The 16030-nt window shown below is 36.2% G+C and carries 10 protein-coding genes; 4 read left to right on the top strand and 6 right to left on the bottom strand.

The window, feature by feature from the left end; translation table 11 throughout:
* Window positions 1-2: 2 nt before the first annotated feature.
* Window positions 3-1481 carry a SusD/RagB family nutrient-binding outer membrane lipoprotein gene (locus BN863_RS15255; RefSeq protein ID WP_051774878.1) on the top strand — a complete coding sequence of 493 codons (1479 nt, stop codon included), beginning with the start codon at window positions 3-5 and terminating at the stop codon, window positions 1479-1481.
* A gap of 53 nt (window positions 1482-1534) precedes the next feature.
* Here BN863_RS15255 and BN863_RS15250 read toward each other — a convergent pair whose 3' ends face one another.
* The 6 genes from BN863_RS15250 to BN863_RS15225 form a co-directional block, all read right to left on the bottom strand.
* Window positions 1535-2563, bottom strand: a complete 1029-nt coding sequence (locus BN863_RS15250; protein ID WP_038532056.1) for an aminotransferase class I/II-fold pyridoxal phosphate-dependent enzyme — start codon at window positions 2561-2563, stop codon at window positions 1535-1537.
* Window positions 2563-3573, bottom strand: coding sequence for a dipeptide epimerase (locus BN863_RS15245; RefSeq protein WP_038532055.1), 1011 nt, complete (start codon window positions 3571-3573; stop codon window positions 2563-2565). The genes BN863_RS15250 and BN863_RS15245 overlap by 1 nt, the downstream gene beginning before the upstream one ends.
* A gap of 151 nt (window positions 3574-3724) precedes the next feature.
* On the bottom strand, window positions 3725-6580 hold the full coding sequence (locus BN863_RS15240) for an alpha-amylase family glycosyl hydrolase (protein ID WP_038532053.1): 2856 nt from the start codon (window positions 6578-6580) through the stop codon (window positions 3725-3727).
* Window positions 6581-6645: 65 nt separating this feature from the next.
* Window positions 6646-7962 (bottom strand): SusE domain-containing protein, encoded by a 1317-nt coding sequence (locus BN863_RS15235; RefSeq protein WP_084817552.1) that lies wholly within the window; start codon window positions 7960-7962, stop codon window positions 6646-6648.
* A gap of 17 nt (window positions 7963-7979) precedes the next feature.
* Window positions 7980-9593 (bottom strand): RagB/SusD family nutrient uptake outer membrane protein, encoded by a 1614-nt coding sequence (locus BN863_RS15230; protein WP_038532051.1) that lies wholly within the window; start codon window positions 9591-9593, stop codon window positions 7980-7982.
* Between the two features lie 11 nt (window positions 9594-9604).
* Window positions 9605-12517 (bottom strand): SusC/RagA family TonB-linked outer membrane protein, encoded by a 2913-nt coding sequence (locus tag BN863_RS15225; RefSeq protein ID WP_038532049.1) that lies wholly within the window; start codon window positions 12515-12517, stop codon window positions 9605-9607.
* 231 nt (window positions 12518-12748) lie between these two features.
* On the opposite strand from BN863_RS15225, the gene BN863_RS15220 reads away from it, so the two are divergent.
* The 3 genes from BN863_RS15220 to pgmB all read left to right on the top strand — a co-directional run bounded on the left by BN863_RS15220 (window position 12749) and on the right by pgmB (window position 15954).
* On the top strand, window positions 12749-13789 hold the full coding sequence (locus BN863_RS15220) for a LacI family DNA-binding transcriptional regulator (RefSeq protein ID WP_038532048.1): 1041 nt from the start codon (window positions 12749-12751) through the stop codon (window positions 13787-13789).
* 129 nt (window positions 13790-13918) lie between these two features.
* A complete protein-coding gene (locus BN863_RS15215; RefSeq protein WP_038532045.1) occupies window positions 13919-15301 on the top strand; it encodes an MFS transporter in 1383 nt (460 codons plus the stop codon).
* Window positions 15298-15954 (top strand): beta-phosphoglucomutase, encoded by a 657-nt coding sequence (gene pgmB / locus BN863_RS15210; protein WP_038532044.1) that lies wholly within the window; start codon window positions 15298-15300, stop codon window positions 15952-15954. Before BN863_RS15215 ends, pgmB begins: the two co-directional genes overlap by 4 nt.
* The last annotated feature ends 76 nt before the right edge of the window (window positions 15955-16030 follow it).

The following is a 16030-nucleotide window of genomic DNA, read 5'->3' as shown; positions in this document are numbered from 1 at the left end:
AGATGAACAAGTTTATAAAAAAAACAGGAATGTTTGCACTACTGTTAGTCGGACTCTCTGCCTGTAGTGATGAATATTTTGATGTCAATACACCGTCTGGTACAGCACAAGAAGACCAATTGCGTGTAAGCGATTTAATGGCACCAGTAATGTATAGAGTCTTAGCAGGACAACATTCTGCAGAACAAGCTTTTGGAAATTATACTCAGTATTTTGTGGGACAAGGAGGAACAGCTTCGGGAGAAACAACCGCATCTGGTTTATGGTCTAGTGTGTATTTGTACACCTTACCAAATATAATCACCATAAAAGAAAAAGCAGAAGCTATAGATGCAATACATTACAGCGCAGTTGCCAATATTATTACAGCAATAAACCTTGGAATTGCGACAGATTCTTGGGGTAGTATTCCATATTCTGAAGCGACAAACGGACAAGATAATTTGTTTCCTGCTTTCGATTCGCAAGAATTTATTTATCAAGAAATATTTAATCTTTTAGATGGTGCTATTGTAGAACTTCAAAAAGTAGATGAGTCTGGAACCTATTTAGGAACAGACGATTTAATTTATGAAGGCGATATCGATAAATGGATTAGAGCGGCTTACACCTTAAAAGCGCGTTACCAATTGCATGTAATAGGTAAAGGTAGTGTGACTGCAAGCGATGTATTAGCTACAATTGAAAATGGATTTGAATCTAACGCTGATGATTTTCAAATGTTTTACGATGATAAAAATCAAAACCCATGGTATTCTACAGAGGTTGTTGCTAAAGGATCAGGGAATTTTCATAACGATTTAGCGAGTCAATTAGTAAGTTCTATGAATGGCGATTACTTCCCTTTCGAAAGTAATGCTTTATCAATCGATCCGCGTTTACCGGTTTTTGGTGAGAATGATGGCACAGACGAGTGGAAAGGCTACGTAAGTGGTGGCGGCGGTTTGGCTCCAGATGGAACTTTAGGAAATACAGGTTTCTCGAATGGCGGTTTTTATACCTCTATAGATTCTCCTTTATTACTTATAAGTTATGCTGAAGCGCAGTTTATTAAAGCTGAAGCTGCTTTCTTAGCTAATGGCGGTTCTACCACAAGTACAGGTACAAATAGTGTAGCTTACAATGCATATTTAGAAGGTATTCAGGCGAGTATGTCTAAGTATGGTGTAGATGCTACAGCTTATATAGCAGATGGTGCTGTAGCTGTAGGTGAGTCTGGATTGAAATTGCAACATATTATGAAAGAAAAATATATTCATAATTTCTTAAATCCTGAAACTTTTGTAGACTTCAGAAGATATGATTTTTCTGATGATGTCTTTAAAGGTTTAAAAATAAGAGAAGAAGAAGATTCAGATGGAGATTATGTAGGACAATGGTTTAGAAGAGCGAGTTATCCGTCTACTGAAGAGTTTAGAAATCCAGAAAACGTTGCGGCGAATGAAGAAACGCCAGTAACTCCAGTATGGTGGGACGAATAGAGTTTAGTTTTTAGATACTAAAAAAGCACTTTCTAAATTGAAAGTGCTTTTTTTTATGCAAGAGTTTTAAGAGTGTGTTTCAGTGTATCTATATCGGTTTTAGAGTGATTTGCAGATAAGACAATCCGACTTAAAACAGATTCAGGTGTTGGGTAATTAAAATGTGTGATAACGATGTTTTTCTTCAATAAAGCATCGTAAAATCCAGGTTGAAAATTATAAATGTTAGGATAATGAGTGTTGAATATAAATCGATCATCCAGGTGTAAGCCATCGAAAAAATAGCGTAGATTCTCTTTTAATTTAGCCTGTTGATTTTTATAAATAGCTTCAGATTGTAAATACCCTTCTAAGTACGCAGGATTCATTCCAGATGCCGTTGAAAACATCACCGTCGATTTTATATCATCAATTGTTGATGCATCGCCAGCTATAATGCCTCCAGGAAGTCCCATGGCTTTTCCTAAAGAGGCTACCATAATTTTTTGTGAAATATGCGTGGTCGGAATACTGTTAAATAAACCCATGCCTGTTGCTCCCGTTATGCCTATACTATGCGATTCGTCTAAAAGTAAGGTAATGTGTTTTTGTTTCGGCAGTGTTTCTAGAAAACTAAAATCTAAAGCATTAACATGTGCTGTTGGCACAGCATCTGCACAGATTACAATATGTTCTTCGGCGTCTGTTAATAATGTAGGATGTAATGCATTTTCAACATATAAAGGCAAACTATTTGCTGCAAGAATAGCAGGATGCGTATTGGGGTAATGATAAAACCGTGTATGCGATTCCGATAAGTAGTCAATCACAATTTTACCGGCTAACATTCCAGAAGAGACTGTAAGACAGTCTTCAGTTTGTAATTGAGAGGCCAAAAGTAATTCCGTAGCTTTAAAAACGTCTAGTTTTACGTTGGCATGTCTAGAGCTACCATAAGCTGTTCCCCATTTTTTAATGCCTTGTATTATGGCATCTTGGAAAGCAGGTAGTGTGGCTAAACCTAAATACGAGGTACCTCCAAAATAAGAAAAGCTTGTGTTGTCCAGATATATTTTATCGTTCGGACCTTTTGTAACGTCCATTATAGTAAAGTTACTCCAGTTCCGTTTAAGGCACTGTAATGAGTTACACCATTTTTAATGGTTATACCTGTAGCAATATCTTTTGCTAACAACATGGCACCATCCATATCGACATAATCAAGTAAAGGTAAAAGTTGTGCTACAGCAGAAATACCAACCGAAGATTCCGTCATGCAACCTACCATGGTTTTCATACCTAGATCTTTAGCTTCTAAAAGCATGGTTCTAGCAGGTGTTAACCCGCCACATTTTACAAGTTTCACATTAACGCCATGGAAATGGTTATGGCATTTAGCAATGTCTTCACTCACCTGACAACTTTCGTCTGCGACTATTGGAAGTACAGAATCTTGAAATAGCTTTTTATGGCCGTCCCAGTTATCGGCTTTTAAAGGTTGTTCCAAAAATTCCACACCAAGAGCTTTTAATGCGATAGCATTTTCAAGAGCTTCATCGACGCCCCATCCGCAATTCGCATCAATTCTGAAAATAGCATCGGTGTGTTTTCGTAATTCGGTAACTATTTTAATATCTTCATTTGTACCTAATTTAATCTTGTAAATAGGCCAAGGGAGTTCTTTCATTTTTGCTACCATTTTTTCAACGGTATCAATGCCAATAGTATAATCTGTTATTGGGTTGTTTGAAATGTCGTAACCCCAAAGTTCGTATAATTTCTTATTTTGTTTTCGTGCATATAAATCGTTATATGCAAGGTCTAATGCACATAGCGCAAACATATTATGCTTTAAAAGCGGATACATTTTAGCCCAAAAGATTTCAGGCGTTTCATTAGTAGTTGCTTCAATAATTTCTTTCACATTACTCAATGTTTCCATCATTATAGGAACGGTAATGTTATAATACGGATTTGAAGTCGCCTCACCATAACCTGAAAGACCACCATCCTCTAAAACGACGATTAAACTCGGTTGCACATCAATAGATTCTCTAGATATTGTGAAGGTGTGTTTTAATGGAAGAATGTAATCTTTTAAAATAAGTTTCATAAGCGAAGGTGTTGTTACTCAAAAATACGGATTAATCTGTTTTATAGTTTCAATTTACCGTTTATTTTAAGGGAACATTAGGGTTTTTAAATAAAAAAAACGTCTAACAAGTAGGTCTGTTAGACGTTAGGTTTATGAAATATTTGTTGAATTAAATCTTAATAAGTTTAGAGGTGTTTTGTTGCCCTCTCGCATTAATTATTCTCACGAGGTATAAACCTGATTTAAGTTGAGACATATTAAACGAATTTGAAGTATTAAAACTGCCTTTAAAATCTTTAACCAATTTTCCTGTGATATCAAAAATGCTTAATTGGGTGGCTTCTACATTAATTTTAAAGCTTGTTTTTGTTGGATTAGGGTAAATTGAAAATACATCTTTTAATGGCGCATCGTCTACACTTAAACTTTTAGGGAGATTATTTCCATAAATTTTAAATGTTCCCGGCTGTAAAGTAATTGCATTAGTTGCAGAAATTGATGTACTTCCTGTATCGTCCATTAAATCGTACCAAGTGCCATTAGTTGGGAAATCGGGGTTTACGGTTTTAGAGGTCGTATCAAAATTAGAGATGATAACAACATCTGTTAATTCTGTAGCTGGCAAATCGGAATTCCAAACACGGATTCTTGGTGTTAAATCTCCTGAAGTAATGGTGTAATCGCCTTCAAAAACAGCTTCGTTAATTTTTAGAGCATTTAAATGCGACCACGTATCGTAAACTGATTTCCTAGCGGTGTTTCCTAACCAATTATCGTCCCATTGTGGTTGAGGTTTTGTAGATAATTTACACGAATCGTCTGAAGACACCGTACCGTCGGTGCAGGTGAAAATAGAGTTATTCATCCCTAATTCGCCAAAGTGCCAAATCATTTTTGGTCCAGGAATAGTAAGGGTAATAGCTCCCAAAGCTTCCATACGCTGTAATGCCGTATTTAAATCTTTTACATTATAAGCTCCGCTAGACGCACCGTATTGTAAATTCTTATACATAAGGCGTTCTTCGTCGTGACTTTCGGCATAACCCACAAGACGTTTAGAATCGAATCCGTGTGCTTCGTGGCCCATGCGGTTAAAGTTAGAATCGGATGCATAACCCATTGTTAATTGGTTGTAAGAACCTGTCATTTTTCCCCACATCATAATGCCTTTGCCGTCTTCATCTTTGTAATTTGCCCATTGTTGTTCTTCGTTATCCTGACCTAAATGTTCGAAAATTACGTAATGTGAAGCGTCTAAACTCCAAGAATAATCGGCATATTGTTTTAGAATGTCTACACGATCTTGCTGATAACTGTTTGTGCAATTGTCGTCGCTAGAAGAGCAATTCTGCGTAAATCCTTTAGTTAAATCCCAACGGAATCCATCGATATTGAATTCGGTTACCCAATGTTTCACCACACGCTCTACATAATATTGTGTACGGTCTTGTTGGTGATTAAAATCGGAACCCACACTGTAACTGTGTTTTGCTTCTTCGTTAAAATATGGATTTTCAGCACTTGGGTCTCCCCAGCCGTCGCCATCGGCATCTTTCATCCACATACGTACCATAGGATTTCTTCCGTAGGCGTGGTTTAAAGCGACATCTAGAATCACTGCAATTCCGTTTTTATGACATAAATCGACAAACTCTTTAACCTTATCTTCGGTGCCGTAAAACTTATCTAAAGCCATATGAAAAGCGGTGTTGTAACCCCAACTTTCGTTGCCTTCAAATTCCATAATTGGCATCAGCTGAATCGCATTTACATTCAATCCTTTAAAATAATCAATACGGTCTATTAAGTCTTGAATGTTTCTGTCTTTATCGAAATCACGAATTAAAACTTCGTAAATCACTAAATCTTCTTTTTTAGGTTTTTCGAAATTCGTTACTGTCCAATTATAATCACTTTTACCAGTTTGTAGTACGGTAACTTCGCGTTCTTGGCCTGCTGGATATTGTGGTAAATTCGGATATGTTTCAGAAGAAATTTCAGAATCATCGAAAGGAGATAATACTAAAGTTGAAAATGGGTCGGCTGTTTTTACTAGTGCAGGTGAATTTGCAATTGGCGTTTCGTCTACCACCCAATATTGATAGGTTTCAATCTTTTGAGATGTTAGCCCCGTTAATTCTAACCAGAATTTTCCAGAACTCGGGTCCTTTTTCATGGCGTAGGCCGACGATGGTTGCCAGTTATTGAAGCTTCCAACCACGTAAACGAAATCTTTTAAGGGTGCATCTAAAACAAGTGTTGCTTTTGAAGCATCGCTGTCATTATAATTAATTCCGTTTTCCAATCCGCTAGGCATCGCTTGCGCAATAGTTCCCGGATTAATTAAAACCGAAAACGATTTTGAAACTGTTTCTGTGCCTTGCGTTACGGTTAACGTATAATTCTGATTTGTTGTAATATTAGAGTGCGTATATGAATACGCAGACGTATTAGTACTTGTATTAATGGTAGAACCATTGCTAGCCAAGCTATAATTTGCATTTCCGTTGGTATTTGAAGCTGTAATGCTGAGGTTACCGCCAGAATTTACAATAGTTGTACTGTTTTCTGAAGGACTATTTAATGTGACTTGAAATGTTCCCACGTTAATGCTGAAGTCGTTACATCCTGAAGCTTTTAGTTCCTGATTGCCTTCCGGGTTTCTAAACACCATTCCCATTTTTGAAGCGGAAGATGCTTGAGCATCGGTTAAGCTGAAATAAGTTTTTGGGGTAATAGTAATGCTCCAAATGCCGTTTCCGTTATTGGTCATTTCTCCTATACCATCGTCTTTACCCCAATTACCAACTACATTGTATTCCCATGGATTGGAATCGCTTCCTATTCCAGAATGCATATACACTTTAGAAGGATTGTTAAGAGAATTACAACCGGTTGCAGATGTAATGTCTACTGTTATGGTGACTGCATCGGTGGTGTTAAAAGCACTCGGACTCGTGGTAATCTGAGCAAAACCCAACCAAGATGCTATTATAAATAAGAAAGAAAGTAAGTTTGTTTTCATAATGTTGTTATTGATTAAAAACAAAAATGGCTGTGATTATTACGTCACAGCCATGTGTTTATAAATTAGTTTGCTGAAATTGTGTACATTGGGTTGCTGTCGTCTGATAGGTCTAAAACAATATTATAATTACCAGCAGTAATCGGAATATTTGCGCCACCGTCATCAAGGTTTCCATCGTTTCCATCGTCACCATAGTTAATACCCCAATCGTTGTTCGCTCTAAATTTCATTTCGCCAGTTGTTAGCGAAACTCCATTTATATACCAAACACCTTCTTGTGCATAATCCATACTTAATAAAGTATCTGGACCATCCCAGCCGTTAGGCGTAGCGTCTCCAACTAGTCCCCAAAGTTTTTCAATAGGTTCTAGAGTATAGGTTAGGTCGTTTAGGTTTAAAGTCACTAAATAATTTCCAGCCGTAACAGGAATATTATCGCCTCCATCTTCTAAAGACCCATCGTTTCCTGTATCTCCATAGTTAAACGCCCAGTCGTTATTTCTTCTGAATTTCATTTCACCAGCAGTAAGTGCTACAATAGCACGCCATTGGTCTGAAGTTGGGTCGTAAGTTAAAGGCGTATCTGGACCATCCCAACCATTAGGTGTTGCATCTCCAACAAGTCCCCAAGTATACGCTTCGATAGTATAAGTTAAGGTGCCTTGATTAAAGGTTACTTTATACGTTCCAGCGTCTACTTTTATGTTGTCGCCTCCAGCTTCTAATGTCCCATCGGCTCCAGTATCTCCGTAATTTACATCCCAGCTATTGTCTTGTCTAATCTTAAATTCACCTGTTTTAAGGGTTACGTAAGCTACAAAAACATCAGCTTCGCTAGTTTGATAGAAAGGCATATCTGGACCATCCCAACCGTTAACTGTAGCATCTCCTACAAGACCCCAGTTTGTCGATAAGTCCAAAACATTCGCATAGCCAGTAACCGTAATAGCTTCGGTGTTTGAAACCGCAGCAACTTGACTAGTACCAACTGTGCTTACCACTTTAAGATCTAAAGCGGTAGGCGTATTTGGTTCTATTTCTAATGTTTGTAAAATGGTATTTAAATTTTCAGTAGCGACAGCATACTCTAAAGTATTTCCTGCGTCTTTTATTACAGCGTTCTGAAAATTATTCCCTGCAACATCAAAATATACCGTATATTTTGGAATGGCATTATAGCCGTAGTCTGGTTCTGTCCAGTTTAAAGTTAAAGCGGTTGTACCTTCGTTTTCTTTTAGAAGCACAACATCGCTCGCAGAGGTAGACAATGCTGTAGTAGCTGTATCGTTAAGTACGGTATCTACATCGTCTGTGGTGCAACTGTATAATGCTAAACAAACCAACATTATACTCAATATTTTTGAAACTATATTTTTCATATTAGATTGTTTTAGTATTAGTAACCTTGATTTTGTTCTAAGTTCGGATTTATAGAAATCACGTTAGTTGGTAAAGGAAATATTTCTCTGAAAGACTCTACACCGTTACCTGCACTAGATCCGCCTTTAAAAGGCCATAAATACGTGTCTGTTGTAAACTGATTAAAACGAATTAAATCTGTTCTTCTTAAACCTTCCCAATACAATTCTCTTGAACGTTCATTTAAAATGAAGCCTAAAGACAAATCAGAAATAGATACATTTCCAGAGTTATTACCATAAGCACGCGCTCTTAATTGGTTGATTAAACTTACAGCAGTATTCAAATCTCCACCACCGCCACGTACAGCAGCTTCGGCATAGTTTAAATAAATTTCGGCTAATCGAATTAAAGGAATGTCTGTATCTGCAAATTCTCCAGAAGTATCATTGGCTTGGCTTCCGTCTCCATTAACATTGCTAAATTTAGTTACAGCATAGCCATCTGTAAAGGTGTTTGCAATGGTTGTAATTTCGTATTCTTGTCCGTCTGTGTAAAACATCGCACGATTATCAGCCCAAGCTGTTGGATTTCCATCGCTATCGCGACCTGTAATAGAACTTTCAAATTTACTAACTAACGCTTTTGTGGTTCTTAGTCCGGCCCAACCTCCGTTCACTCCGGAAGCAAGTGGATCCATACTACCACCAATAGACGCGTGGATTAAGAAGGTTGTTCCACCGTAAGTAGTAGATTGTACACCATCAAAATTAGCTGTGAATATAAATTCGTTTTGCGAACCATTGCGGTCGTTATCTGCCGAGAATAATTCATCGTAAGCAGAACCATTTCCGTTAAGATCTGTAGTATTTAAACTGTAGGCAGAATTGATCACATTATTCGAATAAGTAATACAATCGGCGTATTTGTTTTCTCCAATCCAAGATTCAGCATTTAAATATAAACGCGATAATAGGGCCCAAGCCGCTACTTTATCTACTCGACCATATTCATTACTATCTGCTAAAAGCTCTTGAATTTCTAATAATTCTGACTCCACAAATGTAAATAATTCTGATCTGTTACTTTGTGTTGGTAAAGCAGTAGACACTTCTGTTGTTAATGGCACATTTGCATATAAATCTATTAAATTATAGTAAGCAAAAGCTCTTAAAAAACGAGCTTCGGCAATAAATGTTTGTGCTTCTGCATCTGTTAATGGCGCGGCATTACTAATGAATGAATTACAGAAAGACACTTCTTGTCCTAAACGGTAATACATTGCTTCAGAAAAATCGTTACTAGACGACCAACTTAAGTTGTGTAAATCCGGTAATCCTGGATCTCCCCATCCTACAACAGAATGATCTGTAGTTAATTCATTTAGATTGAAAAGCATACGTGTATATTGTGAAAACCCTTCATCTATACCTGAAATATCTGCTTGACCTGCGGGTCCTTCTTGTCCTGTTAATGCTAAACTAGCATATAATTTTGCTAATGCACCTTTGGCTTCTTCAGTAGTTGCAAAAACATCTTGTTCTGTAAAGCTATCTGGATCGATAGGCAATTGGTCTAAATCGTCATGACAAGACACGACAGAAAGCGTTAAAGCGATACCAACTGTGAATTTATTTATTAATTTTCTCATGAATTCTTTTTTTAAAAGTCAATATTTACACCTAATACATATGTTCTTGGTCTTGGGTAGAAATTGTTGTCAATTCCACCGTAAACCTCTGGATCTAATCCGTCGTAATCTGTAGCGATTAATACATTTTGAACAGAACCATAGAAACGGAATGTTGTGTTTTTAATAGCTTCGGTTAGTGTATAGCCCAACGTGATGTTGTCTATTTTAAAGAAAGAGGCATCTTTTACATAATGGTCGCTTAATAAACCACTGTCTGTTAAGTTTTGGAAACCTGTGTCGTAATAGTCTGTATGTAGGTTTGTTAAAATTCCATTTTCAGTAGCTCTATTTAAAATCCCGGCACGAGACGCTACGTTATCGTAAATGTAGTTTCCAATATTTGCTCTCGAAACTACTGCAAAATCCCATTTTTTATAGCTTAAGTTTGTACTTAAACCCATAGTAATATCTGCATACGGATCGTGATTTATGTATTTATCTTCTTCATTAATAATATTATCATTATTTCTGTCTACATAGGCACCTTCAACTGGGCTTCCGTTGCTATCGTAAACTTGCTCGTACACTAAAAAGCTAAATGGAGCTTCACCTTTTATATGTGTTTGTACCGTATTACCTGTACCTCCAGTTATACCTCCAACTAATTGTTGATCGGGAAGGTTTGTTATTTCATTTTCATTTAAAGCAATATTATAGTTAATGCTCCACTCAAAATTATCATTTCTTACAGGAATTAAGTTTAAGTTGAATTCAACCCCTCTGTTTTCCATGTCTCCAATATTAGCTTCAATTTGATTTCCGAAGTTTGTGAAAGGATCGATGAATGAGTTGCTAATTAAATCTGTAGTTTTCTTTGAATACACGTTAATAGATCCAGAGATTCTTCTAGATAAAAAGGCATAGTCTATACCAATGTTTAATGTTTGCCCAACTTCCCAACGTAAATCCTCGTTAATTGGAGATGGTCTAAACGTTTGGTAGAATGAACTTCCTAATTGGTAACCTGCTGTTGCTTGACTACCATCGTAACGTGTTAAGAATTTATAATCTCCTAACCCATTTACGTTTCCTACTTCACCATAACCAACTCTTAATTTTAATTCGTTAAAAGCACTTCCTTCTAGAAAAGCTTCTTTGTGAATATTCCAAGCTGCAGCTACAGAAGGGAAATAACCCCAACGGTCGTCTGGATTTAATTTAGAAGAAGCATCTGCTCTTAAACTAGCGGTGATAAGATATTTGTTGTCGTAGTTATAGTTAACACGACCAAAATATGATAATAGTACGTTTTTCGACTTGTCGATAAATTCGTACGCTAGTCCGTCTTCTTCGTCTTCACTGTCGTAACTATTGTTATCAAATTCAAAAGATTGGTAAGAATATCCTGCCACAGCGGTTAAACTATGAATGTCTTTAAACGATTTGTCGTAAGTAATATAGGCATCAAATAATTGATTGGTAGCATTATTTACAAAACTTGTACGTGATCCATTCCAAGATTCATCGGCTGTTGGTATTAAATCTGATGTTATTTTTCTACCGTGGCTATTTTGTTTATCTAAACCAATGTTTATTGTTGCTGTAATATCTTCAAAAAAGTGAAGCTTGTAATCAATTTTAGCATTCCCAACAAAACGACGAACTTCAGAAGTGTCATCAACCAAATCAATTAAAGCCAATGGGTTAGTAGGTGCTAAACTTGGTTGGTTACCCGTGTTAGGGTCTATCCAAGAATAGTATCCGCCATATTTCGAATTTGCATCGTAAATAGGTTTTGTAGGATCGAAATCGATAGCAGACCCGATAGCATCTCTGTTGGCGAATGTATTTTCAGTATACATTCCACGAGCATTTAAGTCTAACTTTAAATGATCATCGAATAAACTAGGCTTAATGTTTAAAGATCCTGTTGTTCTGTTAAGATTGTCATTTTTCAAAATCCCATCTTGGTCTGTATAGCCTATAGATGCTCTTATAGGTACACCATAAGCATTACCTAAAGCACTAAACGAGTGGTCAGATCCGTATGCGTTTGTGTAAATTTGGTCCTGCCAGTTAGTGTTTTCATTTCCTAATAGGGCTATATTTTCTGCTGTTCCAGTTTCTGTGATAAGCGTTCTAAATTGATCACCTGTCATAACATCTACTTGGTTAATTGGAGTTGCTACTGTAGCAGAACTGTTTAAGCTAAATTTAAAACCACTGTCTTTACCTTTTTTAGTTGTAATTAAAATCACACCGTTTGCAGCACGTGATCCGTAGATTGCTGTAGCAGAAGCATCTTTTAAAACAACCATACTTTCAATGTCGTTAGGATTAATAAAGTTAAGTGGGTTTCTAGATCCGCCAACGCCTCCTTTTTCTATAGGAAAACCATCTATTACATAAAGCGGTGTACGCTCTAGAGCTAAAGATCCTTGTCCTCTAATAATAATGTTTTGGCCTTCTCCAGGAGCTCCTCCTCCAGAAGTTACAGAAACACCAGCAACTTTACCACTAATTAATTGTTGTGGCGATAATACAGGACCTTCGTTAAAGTCGTCTGAATTTACCATATCTACAGCACCAGTTAAATCTTCTTTTTTAACGGCACCATAACCAATAACAACTACTTCGTCTAGTTCTGCAGCATTTTCTGCTAATTTAATGTTAAGTGTGCTTTGTCCTGTATAGGTTACGTCTTTTGAAGTATACCCTAAATAGGAAAATTCTAAAATATCGCCATTACTAACTGAAAGTGTGTAATTTCCATCGAAATCTGTAGCTGTTCCAGTTGTTGTTCCTTTAACAATAATATTTACACCTGGTATGGGTAAATTTGATGTTTCTTCGGAAACTTTTCCTGTGACTGTTTGTTGCGCCAATACCAAGGCTGGAGCAAAAAACAGTGCCAGTAATAAACTGTTTAAAATTGTTTTCATACAATGTGAATTAATTTAAATCTGATTAGGTTTGTTTGTTTTGTATTCTTACTTCTCGAGATTAAAATTATGTAAATTTTATGTTAAAGCTGATTTTACGTTTACGAAATTCTTAACGTAAACGTTTTCGTGTTAGTAACTTTTTCTGTTTTTGCAAATAAATCATCAAAATGATGTTAAATATTGAAAAATGACAAGGTTGTAGTATATTTGTAGTTAAACCCATAAGCAATGAAAAAGAAAGTTACCTTAAAACAAATAGCGAAAGAATTAGATGTGTCTATTGCTACAGTTTCTAAAGCATTGCGAAATAGTAAAGAAATTAGTGAAGATACAAGAGAGAAGGTTAAGGCCTTTGCAAAATTGTATAATTACAGACCTAATAATATTGCGTTAAGTTTAAAGAATAGAAAGACCAAAACCATAGGGATTATTATTCCAGAAATTGTACATCATTTTTTCTCTAAAGTCATTCAAGGCATAGAGGAGGTTGCTAATAAAAAAGGGTATAATGTTATTATTGGACTGTCTAATGAGTCTTTCGATAAAGAGGTAATAAACATGGAAATGCTCGCCAATGGTAGTATAGATGGGTTTATTTTATCGATGTCTAAACAAACATTATTAAAGCAAGATTATCACCATTTTAATGAAACGATTAGCCAAGGGATGCCAATTGTTATGTTTGATCGTGTAGTAAATGAAATTAATTGTGATAAGGTTGTTGTAGACGATTTAAAAGGAGCTAAAAAAGCTGTCGTTAAACTGATAGAAAATCAATGTAAAAACATCGCAATCATTACCACTAAAGACTATATTAGTGTGGGGCGTTTACGCACGCAAGGCTACATTGAAGCGCTTAATGAACATAATATTGATACCCAATCGGAATTAATACTAAAGGTTGATGATAAGCTAGTTTCTGAAGATTATATTGAAGTCTTAGAACAAGAACTCAAAACTTTATTTTTAGAAAACCCGAATATAGATGGTGTTTTTGCTGTAAACGAATTGTACGCTATAACTGTAATGAAGGTGGCTAGAAAACTCGGGAAAAGAATTCCAGAAGACCTTCAAGTTATTGGTTTTACAGATGGTGTTTTGTCTCGTCACTCTACGCCAACGCTTACAACTGTTTGTCAGCATGGTAAGAAAATAGGAGCCGTTGCTGCCGAATTATTAATAGAAAAATTAGAAAACGAGTCTGAGTACGAGTATTTTAAATCGGTGGTAATAGAGACCGAATTAAAAGAAAGAGAATCTACTAAATAAAATTTAACATAGGCTAATTTAAAATCTTTTGTATATTAGCGCCATAATCAAAACTTGTATTTTTACTTCTCACAATAAGTTTTGATAAGTTTTTCGCTTGTCAATGGTATTCATTTAAATATACTATTAATGAAAAAGCGTGCCCTCAATTTCTGGGAAATATGGAACATGAGTTTCGGTTTTCTAGGAATACAATTCGGATTTGCATTACAAGGAGGCTTTATGTCTCGAATATTTCAAACACTAGGTGCAGACAAGGAAGCCATTCCATTGTTATGGATAGCTGCGCCTTTAACGGGTTTATTAATTCAGCCTATTATTGGTTATTTAAGCGATCGTACTTGGAGCCCACGTTGGGGAAGACGAAAGCCTTATTTTCTAATCGGAGCTTTATTAAGCTCTATTGCCTTATTAATTGTACCACATTCGCCTGTGTTATGGGTGGCTGCAGGTTTTTTATGGATTTTAGATGCGTCTATTAATGTGTCTATGGAACCATTTCGTGCCTTAGTTGCCGATAAACTGCCCGATTCTCAACGGTCTTACGGCTTTGTAGTACAAACTCTAATTATTGGTATTGGTACATGGGTAGCAAGTAATTTACCTTGGATGGTCTCTCAGTTAGGGGTTAGCGATGCCGCGCCTATGGGTGTTGTGCCTATGTCGGTTAAAGTCGCTTTTGGTATTGGTGCTGTGGTGTTTTTAGTCAGTATCTTATATACCGTGTTTACAACTTCAGAATATCCGCCAGAAGATATGGAGGCTTTCGAAAAGGAGAAAGCTAAGAAAAATTCGTTCATATCAGATATTACAAATAATATAGGGAACATGCCTACCACGATGAAAAAATTAGGGTTAATTCAATTTTTTAGTTGGTTCGCCTTTTTTACCATGTGGAGTTTAGCCAATCCAGCACTAACAGAACATATTTATCATACACCTGCACCAATAGAATCGGCTTACGATTTAACCATCCCTGCACAAGCTGAAGCTTTCGATGTAGTGAATACTGCATTTCAAAAATCTTCAAATTTAGTGGGGTCCTCTATGGGAATTTATGGATTATCATCAATGGTTTTTGCTTTGGTGCTAGCTTTTTACACTTCTAAAAAACGGATTAATCGAAAATATGTGCATATGGGATCGCTGTTTTTAGGCGGTTTAGGATTTTTATCCATGTATTTTATACCCGCTCCAGAATTTCTAAAATATTCATTTATTCTTGTCGGAATTGCTTGGGGTAGTATCTTATCTATGCCATATGCCATGCTGTCAAGTGCCGTAGATCCTACAAAAATGGGAGTTATTATGGGAATCTTCAATATGTTTATTGTTATCCCACAAATTATTGCGGCAGTAGGAGGAATTAATTTTGTGTCTAGTTTATTAGGCGAAGAAACTATAAATGCCATGTTGGTGGCCGGTTTAAGTCTCATTATAGCAGGATTTTGTAACTTGTTAATCACAGATAAAAATGCTATATCGTATCAACCAGAATTAGAAAACGTATGAAAAGAAAAGGATTTATATTCGATTTAGACGGTGTTATTGTAGATACCGCAAAGTATCATTTTTTGGCTTGGAAAAATCTTGCCAATAGTTTAGGCTTCGATTTTACCGAAACTCAGAATGAACAACTTAAAGGCGTGAGCAGAGTCGAATCGCTTAAAAAAATCTTGGCTTGGGGAGAAACTTCTGTTTCCGAAGAAAAGTTTCAAGAGTTAATGACTTTAAAAAACACCGAATATTTAGAGTTTATTAATAAAATGGATAATTCAGAAATTCTTCCAGATGTGCCTCGTGTGCTCGATTATTTAAAAGATAACAACCAAGGCGTGTCTTTAGGTTCAGCAAGTAAAAACGCAAGAATTATATTAGAGAAAGTAAACATCTTATCTAAGTTTGAAGCTATTGTAGATGGGAACGATGTTTCTAAAGCAAAGCCGGACCCAGAAGTGTTTTTAAATGCAGCTACTGCTATAAACGTAAAACCAGAAGACTGTATTGTTTTTGAAGATTCTGTTGCAGGCGTACAAGCTGCAAATGCGGCGCATATGATTTCGATTGGTATTGGTAGTCAAGACGTATTACATGAAGCCGATTATATTTTTAACGACTTCACGGAGATTTCAACAGAATTTATAAATAAATTAATTAACAACTAGAATACCCTAAAGCGGCGCATACACTGAATGATTCTTCTTCAGTATATAAATCGCGGTATTTTATTATCTTAAATAA

It is taken from the genome of Formosa agariphila KMM 3901 (assembly GCF_000723205.1).
Lineage (GTDB): Bacteria > Bacteroidota > Bacteroidia > Flavobacteriales > Flavobacteriaceae > Formosa > Formosa agariphila.
This window is presented reverse-complemented; position numbering and strand designations above follow the sequence as displayed.

Coding starts and splice junctions, on each gene's coding strand:
- BN863_RS15255 (WP_051774878.1), top strand. CDS start 3: ATGAACAAGTTTATAAAAAAAACAGGAATGTTTGCACTACTGTTAGTC.
- BN863_RS15250 (WP_038532056.1), bottom strand. CDS start 2,563: ATGGACGTTACAAAAGGTCCGAACGATAAAATATATCTGGACAACACA.
- BN863_RS15245 (WP_038532055.1), bottom strand. CDS start 3,573: ATGAAACTTATTTTAAAAGATTACATTCTTCCATTAAAACACACCTTC.
- BN863_RS15240 (WP_038532053.1), bottom strand. CDS start 6,580: ATGAAAACAAACTTACTTTCTTTCTTATTTATAATAGCATCTTGGTTG.
- BN863_RS15235 (WP_084817552.1), bottom strand. CDS start 7,962: ATGAAAAATATAGTTTCAAAAATATTGAGTATAATGTTGGTTTGTTTA.
- BN863_RS15230 (WP_038532051.1), bottom strand. CDS start 9,593: ATGAGAAAATTAATAAATAAATTCACAGTTGGTATCGCTTTAACGCTT.
- BN863_RS15225 (WP_038532049.1), bottom strand. CDS start 12,517: ATGAAAACAATTTTAAACAGTTTATTACTGGCACTGTTTTTTGCTCCA.
- BN863_RS15220 (WP_038532048.1), top strand. CDS start 12,749: ATGAAAAAGAAAGTTACCTTAAAACAAATAGCGAAAGAATTAGATGTG.
- BN863_RS15215 (WP_038532045.1), top strand. CDS start 13,919: ATGAAAAAGCGTGCCCTCAATTTCTGGGAAATATGGAACATGAGTTTC.
- pgmB (WP_038532044.1), top strand. CDS start 15,298: ATGAAAAGAAAAGGATTTATATTCGATTTAGACGGTGTTATTGTAGAT.